This is a genomic window from Streptomyces sp. NPDC057010 (assembly GCF_042673805.1).
GTDB lineage: Bacteria > Actinomycetota > Actinomycetes > Streptomycetales > Streptomycetaceae > Streptomyces.
Genome location: NZ_JBHUSC010000071.1, coordinates 1 through 19,713 on the forward strand (window position 1 = coordinate 1; position 19,713 = coordinate 19,713).

The window sequence follows — 19,713 nt, forward strand, 5'->3', positions numbered from 1 at the left end:
GAACCCTCCCGGAGGGTTCCGGCCCGCCGTCGTTCGCTACGCGGAGACCGCTCGCCGCGCCGGCACCCAGCAGCGGATGACGTCGCGTACGGAGACGATGCCCACCGGGCCGCCGTGCTCCAGCACGATCAGGTGCCGGAAGCCGCCGTGGGCCATCGCCTCGGCGGCCTCCTGCACGGTGGCGTCGGGGGTGCAGAACACCACGTTGTTGGTCGTGTGCGCGCCCACGGACTCCCGGTCGGGATCGTGGCCCGCGCCGATCGAGTTGAGGATGTCGCGCTCGGTGAGGATGCCGATGCCGCTGTGGTCGGGATCGAGGACGACGGCCGCGCCGACGCGCCGGCCGGACATCAGGCAGGCCGCCTGCCGGAGGGTGTGAGCGGGTCCGAGGGTGAGGATCACGGTGCTCATTGCGTCACGGACGAGCATGAAGAGAGCCACCTCCTGGGGTGAGCCCCCCGCTTGGGTGGGTGCGCCCGGGAACACCTCCTTGAGAAGGCATTCACAAGCGCACAAGCGTGGGGAGTCTCAGATTCCCATGGACACGCACCGTCATCAAGGGGGCGCGCTCGGCTCACGCCGGGCTTACGTGCGCGGGCGCAGCAGGCCCAGCATCTCCTCGTGGAGCAGCCCGTTCGAAGCCGCCGCGTTCCCGCCGTGCACGCCCTCGACCCCGTCCAGGCCGGTGAAGCGGCCGCCCGCCTCCTGGACCACGACCGCGATGGCCGCCATGTCCCAGAGGTTCAGCTCCGGCTCGGCGCACAGGTCCAGCGAGCCCTCCGCGACCATCATGTACGGCCAGAAGTCGCCGTAGCCGCGCGTGCGCCAGCACGCGCGGGTCAGGTCCAGGAACCCGGGGAGCCGGCCCTGCTCCTCCCAGCCGCTCAGCGAGGAGTACGCGAACGAGGCGTCGCCCAGCGTGGCCACCTGAGACACGCGAATCCCCGTGGACGCAGTGGTCTCGCCGAGCGAGCCGCCCGCGTATGCGCCCGCGCCCTGCGCCGCCCACCAGCGCCGGCCGAGCGCCGGCGCGGACACCACGCCGACGACCGGGCGGAAGACGCCGTCCTCGCCCTCGGCCATCAGGGAGATCAGGGTCGCCCAGACGGGGACCCCGCGCACGTAGTTCTTCGTACCGTCGATCGGGTCCACGACCCAGCGGCGCGGGCCGCTGCCCTTGAGGCCGTACTCCTCGCCGAGGATCGCGTCGTCGGGGCGCGCGGCCGCGATGCCGGCCCGGATGACCTCCTCGGCGGCCTTGTCGGCCTCGCTCACCGGGGTCATGTCCGGCTTCGTCTCGACCTTCAGGTCGAGGGCGCGGAACCGCTCCATCGTGGCGGCGTCCGCCGCGTCGGCGAGTTCGAGGGCGAGGCGCAGGTCATCGTCATACTCGGGCATGCCCGAACAGTATCGAGACTCCCGTACCCCGACCAACGGCGTCCACAGTGCGGCCGAGAGGCGCCCTTGACAGGATCTGGCGCCCCGTCAACCCTGGCCAGGGAGCCAATCGGGGAGGCGTGACGATGCCGGCAGCCCGGGAGTCCTTGCTGGAGGCGGCGGGAGCGGCGCTCACGGCCCGCCCTTGGCCGGCCGTGCGGATGGTCGACGTGGCGGCCGCCGCCGGGGTGTCCCGGCAGACCCTCTACAACGAGTTCGGCGGCAAGGCGGGCCTGGGCCGCGCCCTGGTCCGCCGCGAGACCGAGCGCTACCTGGAGGGCGTGGACCGGGCCCTGGCCACACCCGCGCGGGACGCCGAGCGCCTCGCGGCGGTCGCCGAGTGGACCGTACGGGCGGCCCGCGCCCACCCCCTCGTACGGGCCCTGCTGACCGGGTTCTGGGACGCGGCCCTGCCCGCCGCCGGCGCCCGGGCACCCGGCCCGGGCGAGCTGGCCCGCGCCGTGCGCGACCGGGCCGCCGCCGCGCTCCCGCCGGGGGAGGGGGCGCAGCGCTGCGAGCTCGCCGTACGGCTCGCGCTGTCCTACGTGGTCGCCCCGGGCGAGGAGCCGGGGGCCGGCGAGCTGCTGCGGCTGCTCAATGGGCAGATCCGGACAGCTGGAGCCCGATGACCCCGAGGATCACCAGGGAGATCGAGACGAGCTTGAGGGTGGAGACCAGGTCACCGAGGAAGACCATGCCGTAGATCGCCGTCCCGGCCGCCCCGATGCCGGTCCACACCGCGTACGCCGGACCCACGTCCAGCTTCTTGAGGGCCAGCGTCAGCAGCCCGAAGCTGCCGAGTGCGAAGCACGCGAACGCGACGGTCGGCCACAGCCGGGTGAAACCGTGGGAGAGCTTGAGGCAGACCGCGAAACCGGTCTCCAGGATTCCCGCGACCACGACGAGCAGCCACGCCATGTCGAATGCCTCCCCGCGTCACGTGACGTCGCGTCACTTGGTGCGATTATGCATTTACCAGACATGGTGTGCGGCAAACCCCGCCGATGATCAGTCGCCTTCGCGGCGCTCCCGGGTCTCCAGCAGCCGCCGCAGCGAATACAGCCGCGCCGGGTCCGCGTGGCCGTCCTCCACCCACTTGTCGAGCGCGCAGTCCTGCTCGTCGTGGCTGCACGCCCGCGGGCACTCCTCCGTACCCGGCACGAGGTCCGGGAAGGCCAGGATCACCCGGGACGGGTCCACGTGGTGCAGGCCGAAGGAGCGCACGCCCGGGGTGTCGATGACCCAGCCGTCCCCGGAGGGCAGCGGCAGCGCGAGCGCCGAGGTCGTCGTGTGCCGGCCGCGGCCGGTGACCGCGTTGACGTGGCCCGTGGCGCGCTGGCGGCCCTCGGCGACCAGCGAGTTCACCAGGGTGGTCTTGCCGACGCCCGAGTGGCCGACGAAGGCGGTGATCCGGCCCGTCAGGCGCTGGCGCACCCGCTCGGCCGCGTCGCCCGTCGCGAGCTCCTCGCGGTTGGTCACCACGTAGTTCAGGCCGAGCGTCGAGTAGATCTCCAGGATCTTGTCGGCGGAGGTCAGGTCGGACTTGGTCAGCACCAGCAGCGGCTCCAGCCCGGCGTCGTAGGCCGCGACCAGACAGCGGTCGATCATCCGGGGCCGCGGCTCCGGATCGGCCAGGGCCGTGACGATGGCCAGCTGGTCGGCGTTGGCCACGACCACCCGCTCGTACGGGTCGTCGTCGTCGGCGGTGCGCCGCAGGACGGACTTGCGCTCCTCGATCCGCACGATGCGGGCGAGGGTGTCCTTCTTGCCCGACAGGTCACCGACGATCCAGACCCGGTCCCCGACCACCGCCGCCTTGCGCCCCAGCTCGCGGGCCTTCATGGCGGTGACCGTGCGGTCCTCGACCAGGCAGGTCAGCCGGCCGCGGTCCACGGTGAGGACGAAACCCTCCGAGGCGTCCTCGTGCTTGGGCCGGATGTTCGTCCGGGCCCGGTTGCCCTTGGGGTTGGGGCGCTGCCGGATGTCGTCCTCGTCGGTGTGCTTGCCGTACCTGCGCATGACGGGGCCCCTACGCTCCCGCTCCCGAGCCGGCGAGCATGTCTGTCCACATCCTGGGGAAGTCCGGCAGGGTCTTTGCGGTCGTCGCCACGTTCTCGATCCGCACGCCCTCCACGGCCAGGCCGATCACCGCGCCCGCGGTGGCCATCCGGTGGTCGTCGTACGTGTGGAAGGTGCCGCCGTGCAGCGGGCGCGGCCGGATGTGCAGGCCGTCCTCGGTCTCGGTGACGTCGCCGCCGAGGCCGTTGATCTCGGCGGTCAGCGCGGCCAGCCGGTCCGTCTCGTGCAGCCGCAGGTGCGCGACCCCGCGCAGCACCGACTCCGAGTCGGCCAGCGCCGCGACCGCGGCGATGCCCGGGGTGAGCTCGCCGACCTCGCTCAGGTCCACGTCGATGCCGTGGATCTTGCCGGTGCCGGTGAAGACCAGGCCGGCGTCGGTCAGCTCGCAGGAGCCGCCCATCTCGGTGAAGATCCGGCGCAGCGCGTCACCGGGCTGCGTGGTGCGGCGCGGCCAGTCCGGGACGGTGACCGTGCCGCCCGTGATCAGGGCCGCGGCCAGGAACGGCTGGGCGTTGGAGAGGTCCGGCTCCACGACCATGTCGCGGCCCAGCAGCGCGCCCGGCGCCACCCGCCACACGTCCTTCTCGCCGCCCGCCTCCGGGGTGTCGACCTGGGCGCCCGCCGCGCGCAGCATCTCCACCGTCATCCGGATGTGCGGCATCGACGGCAGGTTGCCGCCCACGTGCCGGACCTCCACGCCCTGGTTGAAGCGCGGGGCGGACAGCAGCAGCGCCGAGACGAACTGCGAGGAGTTGGAGGCGTCGATCTCGACCGTGCCGCCCTCCAGGGCCCCGCCGCCCTGGACGGTCATGGGCAGCGCGCCCCGGCCGTCGTCGTCGATCCGGGCGCCCAGGGTGCGCAGCGCGCTGATGACCTGGCCCAGCGGACGCTCGTAGGAGCGCGGGTCGCCGTCGAAGCGGATGTCACCGGCGGCGAGGGTGGCGACGGGCGGCAGGAAGCGCATGACCGTGCCCGCGTTGCCGACGTCGACCGTGGCGGGCCCGTGCAGGGCCGCCGGGATGATCCGCCAGGCCTCTCCGCTCTCGCCGTCGGCCGAGCTGGAGGAGACGGTCTCCTCGATGCCGACGCCCAGCGCGCGCAGCGCGTCCGACATCAGCTGGGAGTCGCGCGAGCGCAGCGGACGGCGGACCCAGCCCGGCTCGGCGGCGAGCGCGGCGAGCACGAGGGCCCGGTTGGTGACCGATTTGGACCCCGGCACGGTGACGGTGGCGTGGACGGCCCCGTCCGCGAGGGGGGCGGGCCAGAGGGCGTGGAGCGCGGGGGTCTCGGTCATGGCCCCCACTTTAGTGGCTTCCCCCGACCCCAGATCTTGATCGCTGCGCCGTCTCAGAGGTCGAGAAGCCAGCGCCCGCCGCCCACCAGCGAGCACAGCGCGACGACGTGGAAGAGGAGCAGCCACACCACCGGGTGCACATGGGTGAGCCGGCCCAGCTGGTCGGCGTCGGAATCCGGCGCCCCGCCACCCCGTCGCTTGGTCCCCAGCTCGAAGACCGGGCGGACCCCGCCCAGGAGCAGGAACCACACCACTCCGTACGCGAACACGGCCTGCACGTCGGCCGGGGCCAGCCAGGACACCAGGACGAACGCCGCGCCGGTCAGGACCACCGTCAGGACCCCGTACGCGTTGCGGATCATCACCAGCACCGCCAGCAGCAGGGCGGTCGCCGCCCACAGCAGCAGGGTGATCCGGTGCGCCGACAGCAGCGCCGCCCCGCCCAGCCCGAGCAGAGGGGGCGCCGTGTACCCGGCGGCGGCGGTCAGGATCATGCCGAGGCCGGTCGGCTTGCCGCGGCTGACGGTGACGCCGCTGGTGTCGGAGTGCAGCCGGATGCCCTGGAGCTCCCGACCGGTCAGCCGCGCCAGCAGGCCGTGCCCGCCCTCGTGCGCGATGGTGATCGCGTTGCGCGCCACCCGCCAGACCGGGCGGGGGCCGACGGCGGCCAGCGCGGCCAGGCCGGTCGCGATCACCAGCCACCGGTCGGGCGCTGCCTGTATACCCGTGAGCCGGTCCCACAGGCCGGACGCGGTACTGATGTCCATAAGGTGGCGGACTCCTTGCGGTGGGGGTCTGGTGACATGGCAGTGTGGCAGCCATGTGCGGAAGGTATGCGGCGAGTCGCAAGCCCGAGGACCTGGTGGAGGCCTTCGGCATCGAGAAGTGGGAGCCGGAGGAGACGCTGGCCCCGGACTGGAACGTGGCGCCGACGAAGGAGGTCCACGTCGTCCTCGACCGTCCCCTGAAAGACGCTCGGGACCCGCGTCCGGTTCGCCAGCTGCGCGTCCTGAAATGGGGGCTCGTGCCCTCCTGGGCCGCCGACCCCAGCGGCGCCGCCCGGATGATCAACGCCCGGGCCGAGACCGTCGCCGAGAAGCCCTCCTTCCGCCGCCCCTTCGCGCAGCGCCGCTGCATCATCCCCGCCGACGGGTACTACGAGTGGGTCACCGCCCACGACGAACGGCAGCTGGAGGTGGAGGGGAAGAAGAAACGGGCCCGCAAGCAGCCCTACTTCGTGCTCCCCTCCGACGGCTCCGTCTTCGCCATGGCCGGCATATACGAGTTCTGGCGCGACCGGAGCGTGCCCGACGCGGATCCCCGCGCCTGGTGGGTGACCTGCTCGGTGATCACCACCGAGGCCGAGACGGGCCCGCTGGGCGTGGCCCCCGCCGAGGGCCCGCGCTCGCTGTCCGACATCCACCCGCGGATGCCGCTCATGCTGACCCCGGACCGCTGGGACGCCTGGCTGGACCCCGCGAACACCGACACCGAGGGCTCGCTGCGGGACCTGCTGGCACCGCCGCCGGGCGGGCTGATGCGGGCCTACCCGGTGTCGACCGCCGCGAGCAACGTGCGGAACAACGGGCCCGAGCTGCTGGAGGAACTGGCCGCGCCGGAGGAGGGCACGCTCTTCTGAACCTGCATGATCGGGGTATGACCACGCGTACCGAGAGCGTCGACACCCCGGCGGGCGAGGCCCGCATCACCTGGCACACCGCCCGCACGGCGAAGCTCGTCCTGGCCCTGAGCCACGGCGCGGGCGGGGGCATCGAGGCCCGCGACCTCCAGGCGCTGGCCGCCGCCCTGCCCCCGCGCGGGATCACCGTGGCCCTGGTGGAACAGCCCTGGCGGGTCGCCGGGAAGAAGGTCGCCGCCGCGCCCAAGGTGCTGGACGAGGGCTGGCGCGGGCTGTGGCCGGCCCTCGCCGGGCCCGGGCTGCCGGTGGTCGCGGGCGGGCGCAGCGCCGGGGCCCGGGTGGCCTGCCGCACCGCCGCCGAGCTGGGCGCGGCCGGGGTGCTGGCGCTGGCGTTCCCGCTGCACCCGCCGGGCCGGCCGGAGAAGTCCCGCGCCGAGGAGCTGCTCGGCGCAGGCCTGCCCACCCTGGTGGTCCAGGGCGGCCGGGACCCCTTCGGGCGCCCCGAGGAGTTCCCGCAGGGCCCGCACGCGCTCGTCGAGGTGCCGTACGGCGACCACGGCTTCGCGGTGCCGAAGAAAGCCGGGCCCACCCAGGACGAGGCCCTCGGGCTGATCACCGAGGCGGTGGGCGAGTGGCTCGCGGGGCTCCCCGTATGACGGCGCCCGGCGCGACCGCGACCTGACGGACTCCGGCGGCCCCCGCGAGGCGTGACGGGACTCACCCGCGCCGCAGCCCCCCGCGAAGGCCGAAAACCCGCCTCCCAGGGGGAATGCACCGCCCGACCCTTCTGTTGTCCCGGATGTCGGTACGCACGGGAACTCGTCGGAGGAGAGGGAGCGCATGACCCAGGTCATCAGCCATAACCGTCCGCAGGCCGCTGACCTGGACTGGACGGTGCTGCCCGCCCCCAAGCGCAGCTCGCTTCGGGCGGCGGAGGGCCGGGATGGTCGACTATTCTCCGATTCGAGCGGATCCGCTTTCGGAGCCGCCACGCAGTCGGAGGAGGTGGGTCCTGTCGCTGGGACCGACGAAGGCCACGCGGAGGAGACGACCCCGGAGCGCAATGCGCGCTTCGAGCGGGACGCCCTCGGCTACCTCGACCAGATGTACTCGGCCGCGCTGCGCATGACGCGCAATCCGGCCGACGCCGAGGACCTGGTCCAGGAGACGTATGCGAAGGCGTACGCGTCCTTCCACCAGTTCCGCGAGGGCACCAACCTCAAGGCGTGGCTGTACCGCATCCTGACCAACACCTTCATCAACTCCTACCGCAAGAAGCAGCGCGAGCCCCAGCGCAGTGCGGCGGAGGAGATCGAGGACTGGCAGCTGGCGCGCGCCGAGTCGCACATGTCGACCGGACTGCGTTCCGCCGAGTCGCAGGCGCTCGACCACCTGCCCGATTCCGATGTGAAGGAAGCCCTCCAGGCCATTCCGGAAGAGTTCCGCATCGCGGTCTACCTTGCCGACGTAGAGGGGTTTGCGTACAAGGAGATCGCGGACATCATGGGTACACCCATCGGTACGGTCATGTCGCGACTGCACCGTGGCCGCCGTCAACTCCGCGGAATGCTGGAGGACTATGCCCGTGAGCGCGGGCTGGTCCCCGCAGGCGCGGGAGAGTCGAACGACCGGAAAGGCTCGGGCTCATGAGTTGCGGAGAGCCGCACGAGACGGAGTGCTCTGAGGTCCTGGACCACCTTTATGAGTTCCTCGACCATGAGATGCCCGACAGTGACTGCACGAAGTTCGAGACACACTTCGGCGAGTGCAACCCCTGTCTGGAGAAGTACGGCCTCGAGCAGGCCGTGAAGAAGCTGGTCAAGCGCTGCTGCGGGTCGGACGACGTGCCGACCGACCTGCGCTCGAAGGTGATGGGCCGGATCGAGCTGATCCGGTCCGGGCAGGCCGTTCCCGATCACGACATCACCGCGGAGAACCCCGCAGCCGGCTGACGCGGCTGCCGGATCTTTGAACCACCGCCCCCGGACGGGTACTTCGTTCACCCGAAGGTGCTAATCCGGGGGCGTCCGCATGGCGCAATGTGAAAATGTGGCCCACTTCGCAAGGGGCCCCACTTATTCTCCCCATTCGGTGCTGGTTTGATTCGGTACCTGGCTTGTACGGCACAGGGGGAGGAGAGCGCCATGCGGGTACTTCCGCCGGGGGCGCGCGTTTACATCCTCTGCGCCGTCCTCGCGGCCGTCGCGTGCGTCACGCCCGCCCTCGCCGATTCCGCTACGCCCTGGGGGGCCGTGGCCCTGCTGGCCGCGCTCTACCTCGGCTGCGAGCTCGTGAAGGTCTGCCCGCTGCTGGGCAGCCGCGTGCCCGAGGGCATCGGCTCGTTCTTCCCGGTGGTGCTGGCCGCCGTCTTCCTCCTGCCGCCCGCGGCGGCCGCGCTCGTGGCGCTGCCCGGCGGGCTGGCGGGCACCGTCGTCCAGCGGCCCGCCTGGGTGCGCAGGGTGTGGCACGCGGCGCAGCAGTCGATAGCCGCCTGGGTCGCGGGGCAGACGTACCGGCTGCTGCGGGGCCCGGCCGCGCTGGGCTCGCCCGGGGGATCCGGGCCGCCCGAACCGGGGGACGCGGCCGTCTGGGTGGCCGACTTCCCGTACGTGATGGTCCCCGCGGCGGCCGCGGCCGTCGCCTTCTGCCTGATGATCACCGCCCTCGACGGGGGCGTCCTGGCCACCGCCGAACGCCGGCCCGCCGCCACCGCCTGGCGCGGACTGCTCACCCGGTCCCTCGCCCCGCACTGCGTCCACGGCCTCGCCGGCCTGATGATGGCCGTCATGTGGCGCAGCCCGTACGGACTGCCGGCCGCGCTGCTCGTCCTGCTGCCGATGTACATCTCCTGCTGGGTCTTCGCCCAGTACCACCGCGAACGCGCCGCCCACCGGGCCACCATCCGCGCCCTCGTCCAGGCCGTCGACATCAAGGACCGCTACACGCGGGGCCACAGCGAACGGGTCGGCCAGGCCTCCGCGATGATCGCCCGCGAGCTGGGCATGGCCGAGGACCGGCTCGAAGTCGTCCGCATCGCCGGGATCCTGCACGACGTCGGCAAACTCGGCGTCCCCACCCGGCTGCTGCGCAAGGACGGGCCGCTCACCCCCGAGGAACGCCGGATCATCGAACTGCACCCCGAGTACGGGCACGAGATGGTGCGCGGCATCGGCTTCCTCGGCGAGGCCCGGTCCGCGATCCTGCACCACCACGAACGGGTCGACGGCTCCGGCTACCCGTACGGGCTGACCGGCGAGCAGATCCCGGTGCTGGCCCGGGTGGTGGCCGTGGCCGACGCCTTCGACGCGATGACCTCCACCCGCTCGTACAGCAGGGCCCGGCCGGTCGCGGTCGCCCTGGCCGAGCTGGAGCGGTGTGCGGGGGCGCAGTTCGACCCCGCCATGGTGGGCGCGCTGGCGGGGGCCATCGGCCGGCACGGCTGGCACCCGGTGGTCACCTCCGACGAGGACCTCCAGGTGATCGGCCCGTCCGCCCCCGCAGCAGCCGAGCCCCTGCCCTCCGTTCCGGTGCCGGGCGGGCCGGGCGCACCGCCGCTGTCCGCGCTGCCGGGGCAGGGCTCCCGCCCGGGAGAAAGGGTTCGCCCCGGAGGGGCCGGCGGCGTCGTCGGGGCAGGGGGCGGCGAGTGAGGGGGATCGCCACGTGGAGCGTGCGGGGGGCGGCCGGGGTGCTCACCGTCGCCGGCCTGGGCCACACCCTGTGGAACGGCATCGCCGAGCCCGGCATCGCCCTGGCCTTCGGCACCCTGATCACCCTCGGCGAGCTCGCCCGCCGGGACCAGCGCGACGACCACCGCAGCGGGGGCGCCGACCGGCAGCCCGCCCCGCTCGGCTCCGCCGGAGCCCTCGCCTACGCCCTGCTCGGCCAGAACGCCGGCCAGCCCACCCACCACGGCGTGCTCCAGATCGTCGCCGTCGTCGTCGCGGCCGCCCTCGCCGGGATCGTCCCGCACGTCGCCCGCGGCCGCGGCCCCGCCGTCGACCACGTCGCCCGCCGGGTCCTCACCGTCACCTTCGCCGCCGTCTGCTTCCAGCCGCTCTACAACTCCGGCCGGCTGGAGCACTGGGTCGGCCAGGGCCCGTACCTCGTCCTGTTCCTGCTGGGCCTGCTCGGCCTCACCGCCCTGTGCGACGCCGTGCTCGCCGCCGCCCTGGCCGGCGCCCGGACCGGCTGGCCGTACGGCCCCCTGCTGCGCGACGAGCTGCGCGCCCAGCTCGGCATCGGCTCGGCGATCTGCGCCACCGGCGTCGTGATGGCCCTCGGCGTGGCCGTCGCCGGGCTGTGGGCCCTGCCCGTGTTCTGCGTGCCCCTGCTGCTGACCCAGATGTCCTTCCACCGGATCGCCGCCATCCGCACGACCTACCGCCAGACCATCACCTCCCTGGCCCGCGCCACCGAGATCGTCGGCTACACCCCGCCCGGCCACGCCCGCCGGGTCGCCGCCCTGAGCTGCGCCGTCGGCCGGGAGCTGGGCCTTTCGGAGCGGGAGCTCACCGTGCTGGAGTACGCCGCCCTCATGCACGACATCGGGCAGCTCTCCCTCGTCGACCCGGTCCCCGCCGGGGCCACCGCCGAGCTGCCCGCCGCCGAGGCCCGCCGGATCGCCGAGCTCGGCGGGGAGGTGGCCCGCCAGACCGGGGTGCCCGCCGAGGTCGCCGTGGTCGTGGAGCGGCAGGCGGACCCGTACCGGGAACAGCCCGTCGCGGCCCGCATCGTGCGCACGGTCAACGCGTACGAGGACCTCACCGGGCACGTCGGCGGGAGCCTTCACCCGGGCGGCTCACTGGCCGCTCTGGAACGGCTCCGCCTGGGGACCGGGCACGACTTCCAGCCGGAGGTCGTGGAGTGTCTGGCGAGGGTTCTGGCCAGGGGTGGACGTGACAGAGTGGTGCCCGTCCCACCTGGGTAACCCATGGGTAATGAGCGGCCGTCCGAGTGGGCATGGTTGGATGCCAGTAAGAGGGACCGTAGGAGTGTCCGCAAGGCTGCACCGTAGCCCCCAGCCACCGCTGGGAGGTGCCCCCAGGCAGGCGGGAATCGTGAGGATCTTCGGGAAGGTACGGCATCGGCCCTCCGCCTCGTGGCGGCAGGCCACCGACCGCGCGTTCACGCTGATCGGCGACGGGCGGTACGACGACGCGGGCGCGCTCCTGACCAGAGCCGCCGACCTGGAACCCTGGCTGTCCGAGTCCTGGTTCAACCTGGCCCTGCTGCACAAGTTCCGGCACGACTGGGAACAGGCGCGGGCCGCCGGACTGCGCGCCGTGGCGCTGCTGGACCGCGAGACCGGCGCCCCGGACTGGTGGAACGTCGGGATCGCCGCCACCGCGCTCCAGGACTGGCCGCTGGCCCGGCGGGCCTGGCAGGCGTACGGGCTGAAGGTGCCCGGCGATCCGCACGGCGCCGGCGGCAACGGCGAACCGGTCGGCATGGAGCTCGGCAGCGCGGCCGTACGGCTGTCGCCCGAAGGCGAGGCCGAGGTGGTCTGGGGCCGCCGGCTGGATCCGGCGCGGCTGGAGGTCCTGTCGATCCCGCTGCCCTCCTCGGGGCGGCGCTGGGGCGAGGTCGTCCTGCACGACGGGGTGCCGCACGGCGAGCGGGTCACCGCGGCCGGGCCCTCGTACCCGGTCTTCGACGAGATCGAGCTGTGGGCGCCCTCGCCGGTGCCGACCTGGGTGGTGCTGCTGGAGGCGGCCACCGAGGCGGACCGCGACGCGCTGGAGCAGCTGGCCTCGGACGCGGGCTTCGCCGCCGAGGACTGGTCCTCGTCGGTGCGGCTGCTGTGCCGGACCTGCTCGGAGAGCGAGATGCCGAGCGACGAGGGCGACGGGGAGCACCTGGACCCGCACGACCACAGCGAACCGGGGCACCCCGGACCGCTGGGGCACCGCACGGCCGGCTCCGGCTCGCTGTGGGTGCCGGAGCGGGAGTGCGGGATCGCGGCGCCGGCCGGTCTGGTGCGCGGGCTGCTCGACGGATGGGTCGCGGACAGCCCGGACAGCCGTGAGTGGCGGGATCTCGAAGAAGTCTGCTGAGGTGGGCCGTAGGCTGTACGGGCACATCGGTGGCCATCGGCGACCACCGGTGACTTGGACTTACGGAAGGCGTACGGCGGACATGTCGCAGGAGAACGAGGTAGTCGAGGTCGTGAACGACGGGTACGTCGTGGACACGGAGGACTGTGCGGAGCGCGAGCTCGCCCACCGTGAGCGCGGCACCGCCCGCCCGATCACCGTCGTCGGCAACCCGGTCCTGCACAGCGAGTGCAAGGACGTCACCGAGTTCGGCGACGAGCTGGCGCAGCTGATCGACGACATGTTCGCCAGCCAGAAGGCCGCCGAGGGCGTGGGCCTGGCCGCGAACCAGATCGGCGTGGACGCCAAGGTCTTCGTCTACGACTGCCCGGACGACGACGGCGTGCGGCACACCGGTGTCGTCGTCAACCCGAAGCTCGTGGAACTGCCGGCGGGCGCACGGGTGCTGGACGACTCCAACGAGGGCTGCCTGTCGGTCCCGACCGCCTACGCCTCGCTGGCCCGCCCGGACTACGCCGAGGTCGAGGGCCAGGACGCGCAGGGCAACCCGATCAAGGTGCGCGGCACCGGCTACTTCGCGCGCTGCCTCCAGCACGAGACCGACCACCTGTACGGCTACCTGTACATCGACCGGCTCTCGAAGCGGGACCGCAAGGACGCCCTGCGGCAGATGGCGGAGGGCACCCCGCGCTACGAGACGGTCCCGAACGACTGATCCCACGCGCGCCCGGGCGCCGCGCATGCGGAAGGGCCCCGCTCCGATCCGGGAGCGGGGCCCTTCCGCGTGACATCGCCCGGACTACTTGGGCGCGACGCCCCAGCCGCTGTCGGCGGGAGCGGAGCCCCAGCCGGAGTCGGCGGGCTTGGCGTCCCAGCCGATTCCGGCCGGCGCGGAGCCCCAGCCGGAGTCCGCCGAGGCGGTGGTGGCCGCGCCGCCGACGAGCAGAACGGCGAACGCGGCGGCGGCGACGAGGCGCGAGGTGCGGGAGATACGGGACATACAGGCCCCCCTGGGCAGTGGTGAGCGGTGTCCGACCGGGCGCTGTGCGGGGCGGTCAGGCCAGGCGTCATCACCGTACGACACCACTCGACTACGGAGGGGCTTGGTTTGGGTCAAGTGTTCTACGATTCTCGGCCAGCTCAGGCTGCGGCCCGGGGCCCGCGGAACGTGCGCCTGAAGGAGTTCGGGGTCGTTCCGAGCGTGCGCAGGAAGTGGTGGCGCAGCGCCGCCGCGTTCCCGAAACCGCAGCGGCCCGCGATCGCGTCGACCGTCTCGTCGGTGGACTCCAGCAGCTCCTGGGCCAGCAGCACCCGCTGCCGGAGCACCCACTGGTACGGGGTGGTGCCGGTCTCCTGGAGGAAGCGCCGGGCGAAGGTGCGCGGGGACATGTGGGCGCGCTCCGCGAGGTGCTCGACGGTGATCTCCTCGTCCAGGTGCCGGGCCATCCACCCGATCACCTCGCCCACCGTGTCGCAGGCCGTCCGGGGGAGCGGGCGCTGGATGTACTGGGCCTGCCCGCCGTCCCGGTGCGGCGGTACGACCATCCGCCGCGCGATGGTGTTGGCCACCTCGGCGCCGTGCTCCTGGCGGACCACGTGCAGGCAGGCGTCGATGCCGGAGGCGGTGCCGGCCGAGGTGATCACCTGGCCCTCGTCCACGTACAGCACGTCGGGGTCGACCCGGGCGCGCGGATAGCGGCGCGCCAGCGCCGGGGCGTGCATCCAGTGGGTGGTGCACCGCCGCCCGTCCAGCAGCCCGGCCGCGCCGAGGACGAAGGCCCCGCTGCACACGCTGAGCACCCGCGCGCCCCGGTCGACGGCGCGCCGCAGGGCGTCGAGGAAGGGCTCGGGGTACTCCCGTACGGGCGCCTGCCGGTCGGCGGGCAGGCAGATCAGGTCGGCCTCGTCCAGCCGCTCCAGCCCGTGCGGGGGCCGGATGGCGAAGCCGACGTCCGCCATGGTCAGCGGCCCTTCCTCGGCGGCGCACACGGCGAAGTCGTACACCGGCAGCCCCTGCTCGCTCCGGTCGATCCCGAAGACCTCGCAGAAGATCCCGAACTCGAAGGGCGCCACTCCGTTGGCGAGCGCCACGGCCACGTTGGTCAGCATGCCCCCAGTGTGGCAGTAATTCGATGATCCATGACAGTCCTGCCACTGTCCGGTTCTCGACCTTCCGGAGATCGTGGACCCATGAGCACATTCCTGAACTACCTCACGGTCCTGGCCCTCGCCGCCCTCCTCCTCGCCCCGGCCCTCTACGGCCTGGCCCGGGAACGCAGAATCGACCGCCAACTGCGCGAGGCAGCCGACGGCCGATCCGGTGTCCTGGTGCTACGGACGCGTCAGAAGTCCTCGTCCAGGTCGACCGTGCCCTCCACCGCGACCTGGTAGGCCGACGGGCGGCGCTCGAAGAAGTTGGTGAGCTCCTGGACGCCCTGGAGCTCCATGAAGGAGAACGGGTTCGACGAGCCGTACACCGGCGGGAACCCGAGGCGGGCCAGGCGCTGGTCCGCGACGCACTCCAGGTACTCGCGCATCGACTCGGTGTTCATGCCCGGCAGGCCGTCGCCGCACAGGTCGCGGCCGAACTGCAGCTCCGCCTCCACGGCCTCCTTCAGCATGTCGGTGACCTGCTGCTGGAGGGCCTCGTCGAAGAGCTCCGGCTCCTCGTTGCGGACCGTGTCCACCACCTGGAACGCGAAGTCCATGTGGCAGGTCTCGTCCCGGAACACCCAGTTCGTCCCCGTGGCCAGGCCGTGCAGCAGGCCGCGGGAGCGGAACCAGTAGACGTAGGCGAAGGCGCCGTAGAAGAACAGGCCCTCGATGCACGCCGCGAAGCAGATCAGGTTCAGCAGGAAGCGGCGGCGGTCGGCCTGGGTCTCCAGGCGGTCGATCTTCTCGACCGAGTCCATCCACTTGAAGCAGAACTGCGCCTTCTCGCGGATCGACGGGATGTTCTCCACCGCGTCGAAGGCCGCGGCGCGGTCCTCCGGGTCGGGCAGGTAGGTGTCGAGCAGCGTCAGGTAGAACTGGACGTGCACGGCCTCCTCGAACAGCTGGCGCGACAGGTACAGGCGCGCCTCCGGGGAGTTGATGTGCTTGTACAGGGTCAGGACGAGGTTGTTCGAGACGATCGAGTCGCCCGTCGCGAAGAACGCGACCAAGCGGCCGATCATGTGCTGCTCGGCCGGCGTCAGCTTCGCGAGGTCGGCGACGTCCGAGTGGAGGTCGACCTCCTCCACCGTCCACGTGTTCTTGATCGCGTCGCGGTAGCGCTCGTAGAAGTCCGGGTAGCGCATCGGGCGGAGCGTGAGCTCGAAGCCCGGGTCCAGGAGGTTCTTCTTGTCGGTGGAGCTCATTACTGGCAGGCCTCGCAGGACTCGGGGTTCTCAAGGGAGCAGGCCAGCGCGTCGGCGTCGACGGCCTGCGGGAGGGCCACGGGGGTGGTGGCGGCCTGCGCGGCGCGGGCGATCTTCGTCGCCGGGCGCGAGCGCAGGTAGTACGTGGTCTTCAGACCCTGCTTCCAGGCGTACGCGTACATCGAGCTGAGCTTGCCGATGGTCGGCGTCTCCATGAACAGGTTCAGGGACTGGCTCTGGTCCAGGAACGGGGTACGGGCCGCGGCCATGTCGATCAGGCCGCGCTGCGGGATCTCCCACGCCGTGCGGTACAGCTCGCGCACCTCGGCCGGGATCCAGCCGAAGCCCTGCACCGAGCCGGAGGAGTCGCGCAGCGCCTCGCGGGTCTGCGCGTCCCACACGCCGAGCTGCTTCAGCTCCTCCACCAGGTAGGCGTTGACCTGGAGGAACTCACCGCTGAGGGTCTCGCGCTTGAAGAGGTTGGAGACCTGCGGCTCGATGCACTCGTACACGCCCGCGATCGAGGCGATCGTCGCCGTCGGGGCGATCGCGAGGAGCAGGGAGTTGCGCATGCCGGTCTTCGCGACCCGGGCGCGCAGCGCGTCCCAGCGCTCCGGCCAGTTCAGCGCCACGTCGTAGTGGTCCGGGTGCAGGACGCCCTGGGCGGTGCGGGTCTCGGCCCACGCCGGGAGCGGGCCGCTGCGCTCGGCGAGGTCGCAGGACGCCTCGTACGCGGCCAGCATGATCCGCTCGGAGATCTTCGTCGACAGGGCCTTCGCCTCGGGGGAGTCGAAGGGGAGCCGCAGCTTGAAGAAGACGTCCTGGAGGCCCATCGCGCCCAGGCCCACCGGACGCCACTTGGCGTTGGAGCGGCCGGCCTGCTCGGTCGGGTAGAAGTTGATGTCGACCACGCGGTCGAGGAAGGTCACGGCCGTCCGGACGGTCTCGTCCAGGCGCTCCCAGTCCAGCTCCCCGCCGGCCACGAAGGCGCCCAGGTTGACCGAGCCGAGGTTGCAGACGGCGGTCTCGCCGTCGTTGGTGACCTCGATGATCTCGGTGCAGAGGTTGGAGGAGTGGACGACCGTGCCGGGCAGCGCGGTCTGGTTCGCGGTCCGGTTGGAGGCGTCCTTGAAGGTCATCCAGCCCTGGCCGGTCTGCGCGAGCGTGCGCATCATGCGGCCGTACAGGTCGCGGGCCGGCATGGTCTTCTTGGCGAGCCCGGCCGCCTCGGCCTTGACGTACGCGGCGTCGAAGTCGGCGCCGTACAGGTCCACCAGCTCGGGGACGTCGGCCGGGGAGAACAGCGACCACTGGCCGTCCGCGTTCACGCGGCGCATGAACTCGTCCGGGATCCAGTGGGCGAGGTTGAGGTTGTGCGTACGGCGCTGGTCCTCGCCGGTGTTGTCGCGCAGCTCCAGGAACTCCTCGATGTCCGCGTGCCAGGTCTCCAGGTAGACGGCGGCGGCGCCCTTGCGGCGGCCGCCCTGGTTCACGGCGGCGACGGAGGCGTCCAGGGTCTTCAGGAACGGCACGATGCCGTTGGAGTGGCCGTTGGTGCCGCGGATCAGCGAACCGCGGGCGCGGATGCGGGAGTACGACAGGCCGATGCCGCCGGCGTGCTTCGAGAGGCGGGCGACCTGGTGGTAGCGGTCGTAGATCGAGTCGAGCTCGTCCAGCGGGGAGTCCAGCAGGTAGCAGGAGGACATCTGCGGGTGCCGGGTGCCGGAGTTGAAGAGCGTGGGGGAGGACGGCAGGTAGTCGAGGCGGCTCATCAGCCGGTAGAGCGAAGCCACTTCCTCGACGGCGCGCACGCTCTCGTCCTCGGCGAGGCCGCAGGCCACGCGCAGCATGAAGTACTGCGGGGTCTCGATGACCTGGCGGGTGATGGGGTGGCGCAGCAGGTAGCGGCTGTGCAGGGTGCGCAGGCCGAAGAAGCCGAACCGGTCGTCCGCGCCCTCGGCGAGAGTGTGTTCCACCAGCGCGTCCAGGCGGGCCGCGTGGGTGCGGACGAACTCGGCCGTGCGGTCGGCGATGAGCCCCTCGCGGTGGCCGACCTCGACGGAGGCGGAGAAGGAGGTGGCGCCCTGGCCGGCGGCCTCGTCGGCGACGGCCAGCGTCAGCAGCCGGGCGGCGAGCCTGGAGTACGCCGGGTCCTCGGAGATCAGCCCGGCGGCGGCCTCGGTGGCCAGCCCCCGCAGCTCGGCCTCGTCGGCGGCGGCGCTGCGGCCGCGCAGCGCGGCGGCGGCGACCCGGCCGGGGTCGGCGTCGGGGAGGTCGGCCGTCAGCTCGGTGAGGGTACGCAGCAGCGTGGCCCCCGGGCCCTCGGTGTTGTCGCCTGAAACGGACTCGGCGCGCGGTGCGGAAGGCGCGATGGTCACGGCGGGAGCTCTCCCTCGCTCGGCCCGGCGTCGGCGGGCAGGGCACGGGGAGGCGCATGCGGGCGCGACAGGTCGCGCACACCGCACGGCGTCCACCGGCCCAACCGCGAGGCCCGGACGTATCGGCACCCGGTTCGGTCGAGCCGGGCGCACTGTCGGCAGGTCTTCGGACTTGCGGGTGCACCGATGGGTGCACTTCATACCGTTGCGGGACAGTTCCGGATTCACACCGGATTCCCCTGCGGCGACAGCAGGCATGAGCATACATGTGGGGGCCGTGTCCTGTGCGACCCCCTAGATGTTGTGTCGCCGTGGCTACAGTTCGAGACCGTACGTAAGCAGAGTGAGGGCGGGGAACGGCGCCCAGTCCCGCGCGGGGGTCCGTACGAAGCCGAGGCGTTCATAGATCCGGTGGGCGGCCGGCATGTCATCCGACGTGGACAGCACGAGGCGCCGTACGCCGTCGAGGGCCCGGGCGCGGTCGATGCAGGCTCGTACCAGTGCCTCGCCGGCCCCCTGTCCGCGGCCCTCCCGGGCGACGGCCAGCATCCGGAACTCGGCTTCGTCGGACTGCGCGATGTCGCGGAAGGAACTCCCGGGCGGGGCGAAGGCCACACCGCCGAGCAGCCGGCCGTCGCTCCGCACGGCGACCAGTATCTCGCTGTCGGCGGCCCGCCCGGCCACGTCCCGCAGCCGCGCGAGGTACGGGTCCTCCTCGCCGTAGGTGAGCAGCCCGTCCCCGAGGTAGGCCCGCGCGGTGATCTCCCCGAGCTCCTCGTACTCCGCCGGCAGCGCCTGCCTGATCACGATGTCCATGCGGTCGAGTGTGCCGGACACTACCCTGACGGGCATGGGCACCCGAGGGGATCGACCCCACATGCTTCCCGAAGAGTTCGAGGCGGTGGCGCGGATCGCCGCCCGCGTGGCGCAAGGGCTGCGGCTCGAGTTCATCGACGGGCGACTGAGCGTCAAGGCCCGGCATGACGGGAATCGGGGGAGGGTGGCCCAGTGGCTGACGCGCGGCTTGCTCGAGGCGAGGCCGGAGCTCTTCCTGCATGCCTGAAGGGACTGCGGGTACAGACGGATCTCGCGTGCCGTGCCACGGCCGACGGCGCGTTGGCGCCGAGCGAGGCGTTCGCAGGACAGGGTGAATGGGGCGACCCGAAGCCGGTGCTCATGGTTGCCGAGGTCACCTCGTACGACCGTGAAACCGACCGGCGCAGCCGGGTCGACAAGCCCCGGGCCTATGCGGAGACCGGTATCCCTGTCTATCTGCTGGTCGACCGGGACAACGGCCTGGTTGCCGTCCACAGCGAGCCCGACGGGCCGCGGTACGAGCTGGTGCGCAGCATTCCGTTCGGCAAGGACGTCGAGCTCCCCGACCCCGTCGGCGTCACCCTCCGGACCGAGCCCCTCAAGGACTGGGTGCGTTGAGCCCACACGCGCCGAAGGGCCCCGCCGGGGGGCGGGGCCC

General features: G+C 72.4%; 23 protein-coding genes and 1 riboswitch. Of the genes, 12 read left to right on the forward strand and 11 right to left on the reverse strand.

The window, feature by feature from the left end; translation table 11 throughout:
* Positions 1-36 precede the first annotated feature (36 nt).
* Positions 37-429, reverse strand: a complete 393-nt coding sequence (locus ACFTXQ_RS33455; protein ID WP_136232906.1) for a cyclic nucleotide-binding/CBS domain-containing protein — start codon at positions 427-429, stop codon at positions 37-39.
* Positions 430-585: 156 nt separating this feature from the next.
* Complete coding sequence (gene hisN, locus ACFTXQ_RS33460; RefSeq protein WP_382648439.1) at positions 586-1,398, reverse strand: histidinol-phosphatase; 813 nt, start codon at positions 1,396-1,398, stop codon at positions 586-588.
* A 125-nt stretch (positions 1,399-1,523) separates the two neighbouring features.
* Here hisN and ACFTXQ_RS33465 point away from each other — a divergent pair, with 125 nt between their 5' ends.
* Positions 1,524-2,066 carry a TetR/AcrR family transcriptional regulator gene (locus ACFTXQ_RS33465; RefSeq protein WP_382648507.1) on the forward strand — a complete coding sequence of 181 codons (543 nt, stop codon included), beginning with the start codon at positions 1,524-1,526 and terminating at the stop codon, positions 2,064-2,066.
* Here the strand turns inward: ACFTXQ_RS33465 and ACFTXQ_RS33470 are convergent.
* From ACFTXQ_RS33470 to ACFTXQ_RS33485, 4 genes are all read right to left on the reverse strand, one after another.
* Positions 2,032-2,355: a multidrug efflux SMR transporter gene (locus ACFTXQ_RS33470; protein WP_069921864.1), complete on the reverse strand. Its 324-nt coding sequence runs from the start codon at positions 2,353-2,355 to the stop codon at positions 2,032-2,034. The two genes, ACFTXQ_RS33465 and ACFTXQ_RS33470, sit on opposite strands and share 35 nt — an antisense overlap.
* Positions 2,356-2,445: 90 nt before the next feature.
* Entirely contained in the window at positions 2,446-3,456 is a 1,011-nt protein-coding gene (gene rsgA / locus ACFTXQ_RS33475; RefSeq protein WP_382648443.1) for a ribosome small subunit-dependent GTPase A, read from the reverse strand.
* A 10-nt stretch (positions 3,457-3,466) separates the two neighbouring features.
* Entirely contained in the window at positions 3,467-4,810 is a 1,344-nt protein-coding gene (gene aroA, locus ACFTXQ_RS33480) for a 3-phosphoshikimate 1-carboxyvinyltransferase (RefSeq protein ID WP_382648445.1), read from the reverse strand.
* Positions 4,811-4,863: 53 nt separating this feature from the next.
* Positions 4,864-5,577, reverse strand: coding sequence for a M50 family metallopeptidase (locus ACFTXQ_RS33485; protein ID WP_382648448.1), 714 nt, complete (start codon positions 5,575-5,577; stop codon positions 4,864-4,866).
* Positions 5,578-5,630: 53 nt separating this feature from the next.
* Here ACFTXQ_RS33485 and ACFTXQ_RS33490 point away from each other — a divergent pair, with 53 nt between their 5' ends.
* From ACFTXQ_RS33490 to def, 8 genes are all read left to right on the forward strand, one after another.
* Complete coding sequence (locus tag ACFTXQ_RS33490; RefSeq protein WP_382648450.1) at positions 5,631-6,449, forward strand: SOS response-associated peptidase; 819 nt, start codon at positions 5,631-5,633, stop codon at positions 6,447-6,449.
* 17 nt (positions 6,450-6,466) lie between these two features.
* A complete protein-coding gene (locus tag ACFTXQ_RS33495) occupies positions 6,467-7,105 on the forward strand; it encodes an alpha/beta family hydrolase (RefSeq protein WP_382648453.1) in 639 nt (212 codons plus the stop codon).
* 349 nt (positions 7,106-7,454) lie between these two features.
* A complete protein-coding gene (locus ACFTXQ_RS33500) occupies positions 7,455-8,099 on the forward strand; it encodes a sigma-70 family RNA polymerase sigma factor (protein WP_030709911.1) in 645 nt (214 codons plus the stop codon).
* On the forward strand, positions 8,096-8,401 hold the full coding sequence (gene rsrA, locus ACFTXQ_RS33505) for a mycothiol system anti-sigma-R factor (RefSeq protein ID WP_382648456.1): 306 nt from the start codon (positions 8,096-8,098) through the stop codon (positions 8,399-8,401). Before ACFTXQ_RS33500 ends, rsrA begins: the two co-directional genes overlap by 4 nt.
* A gap of 192 nt (positions 8,402-8,593) precedes the next feature.
* Entirely contained in the window at positions 8,594-10,096 is a 1,503-nt protein-coding gene (locus ACFTXQ_RS33510) for an HD-GYP domain-containing protein (protein ID WP_382648458.1), read from the forward strand.
* On the forward strand, positions 10,093-11,376 hold the full coding sequence (locus tag ACFTXQ_RS33515) for an HD-GYP domain-containing protein (RefSeq protein WP_382648460.1): 1,284 nt from the start codon (positions 10,093-10,095) through the stop codon (positions 11,374-11,376). Before ACFTXQ_RS33510 ends, ACFTXQ_RS33515 begins: the two co-directional genes overlap by 4 nt.
* Positions 11,377-11,506: 130 nt before the next feature.
* Positions 11,507-12,502, forward strand: coding sequence for a tetratricopeptide repeat protein (locus ACFTXQ_RS33520; protein ID WP_382648463.1), 996 nt, complete (start codon positions 11,507-11,509; stop codon positions 12,500-12,502).
* Between the two features lie 82 nt (positions 12,503-12,584).
* The gene (gene def / locus ACFTXQ_RS33525) at positions 12,585-13,217 is read left to right on the forward strand and encodes a peptide deformylase (protein WP_382648466.1); all 633 of its coding nucleotides are present in this window, start codon (positions 12,585-12,587) and stop codon (positions 13,215-13,217) included.
* Between the two features lie 84 nt (positions 13,218-13,301).
* Here the strand turns inward: def and ACFTXQ_RS33530 are convergent, their stop codons facing one another.
* Together ACFTXQ_RS33530 and ACFTXQ_RS33535 are read right to left on the reverse strand one after the other, a co-directional pair.
* Complete coding sequence (locus ACFTXQ_RS33530) at positions 13,302-13,502, reverse strand: hypothetical protein (protein WP_382648468.1); 201 nt, start codon at positions 13,500-13,502, stop codon at positions 13,302-13,304.
* A gap of 140 nt (positions 13,503-13,642) precedes the next feature.
* On the reverse strand, positions 13,643-14,611 hold the full coding sequence (locus tag ACFTXQ_RS33535) for a helix-turn-helix domain-containing protein (RefSeq protein WP_382648471.1): 969 nt from the start codon (positions 14,609-14,611) through the stop codon (positions 13,643-13,645).
* A gap of 81 nt (positions 14,612-14,692) precedes the next feature.
* Here ACFTXQ_RS33535 and ACFTXQ_RS33540 point away from each other — a divergent pair, with 81 nt between their 5' ends.
* The gene (locus ACFTXQ_RS33540) at positions 14,693-14,893 is read left to right on the forward strand and encodes a hypothetical protein (RefSeq protein WP_382648473.1); all 201 of its coding nucleotides are present in this window, start codon (positions 14,693-14,695) and stop codon (positions 14,891-14,893) included.
* Here ACFTXQ_RS33540 and ACFTXQ_RS33545 read toward each other — a convergent pair.
* The 3 genes from ACFTXQ_RS33545 to ACFTXQ_RS33555 form a co-directional block, all read right to left on the reverse strand.
* Complete coding sequence (locus ACFTXQ_RS33545; protein WP_382648476.1) at positions 14,845-15,861, reverse strand: ribonucleotide-diphosphate reductase subunit beta; 1,017 nt, start codon at positions 15,859-15,861, stop codon at positions 14,845-14,847. The genes ACFTXQ_RS33540 and ACFTXQ_RS33545 overlap by 49 nt on opposite strands.
* The gene (locus tag ACFTXQ_RS33550) at positions 15,861-18,239 is read right to left on the reverse strand and encodes a ribonucleoside-diphosphate reductase subunit alpha (RefSeq protein ID WP_382648479.1); all 2,379 of its coding nucleotides are present in this window, start codon (positions 18,237-18,239) and stop codon (positions 15,861-15,863) included. Before ACFTXQ_RS33550 ends, ACFTXQ_RS33545 begins: the two co-directional genes overlap by 1 nt.
* Before the next feature lie 139 nt (positions 18,240-18,378).
* A riboswitch (cobalamin riboswitch) is annotated at positions 18,379-18,510 on the reverse strand.
* 44 nt (positions 18,511-18,554) lie between these two features.
* Entirely contained in the window at positions 18,555-19,055 is a 501-nt protein-coding gene (locus ACFTXQ_RS33555) for a GNAT family N-acetyltransferase (protein ID WP_382648481.1), read from the reverse strand.
* Positions 19,056-19,116: 61 nt separating this feature from the next.
* On the opposite strand from ACFTXQ_RS33555, the gene ACFTXQ_RS33560 reads away from it, so the two are divergent.
* Positions 19,117-19,302: a hypothetical protein gene (locus ACFTXQ_RS33560; protein WP_382648483.1), complete on the forward strand. Its 186-nt coding sequence runs from the start codon at positions 19,117-19,119 to the stop codon at positions 19,300-19,302.
* Positions 19,248-19,673, forward strand: a complete 426-nt coding sequence (locus ACFTXQ_RS33565; protein WP_382648486.1) for a Uma2 family endonuclease — start codon at positions 19,248-19,250, stop codon at positions 19,671-19,673. The genes ACFTXQ_RS33560 and ACFTXQ_RS33565 overlap by 55 nt, the downstream gene beginning before the upstream one ends.
* The last annotated feature ends 40 nt before the right edge of the window (positions 19,674-19,713 follow it).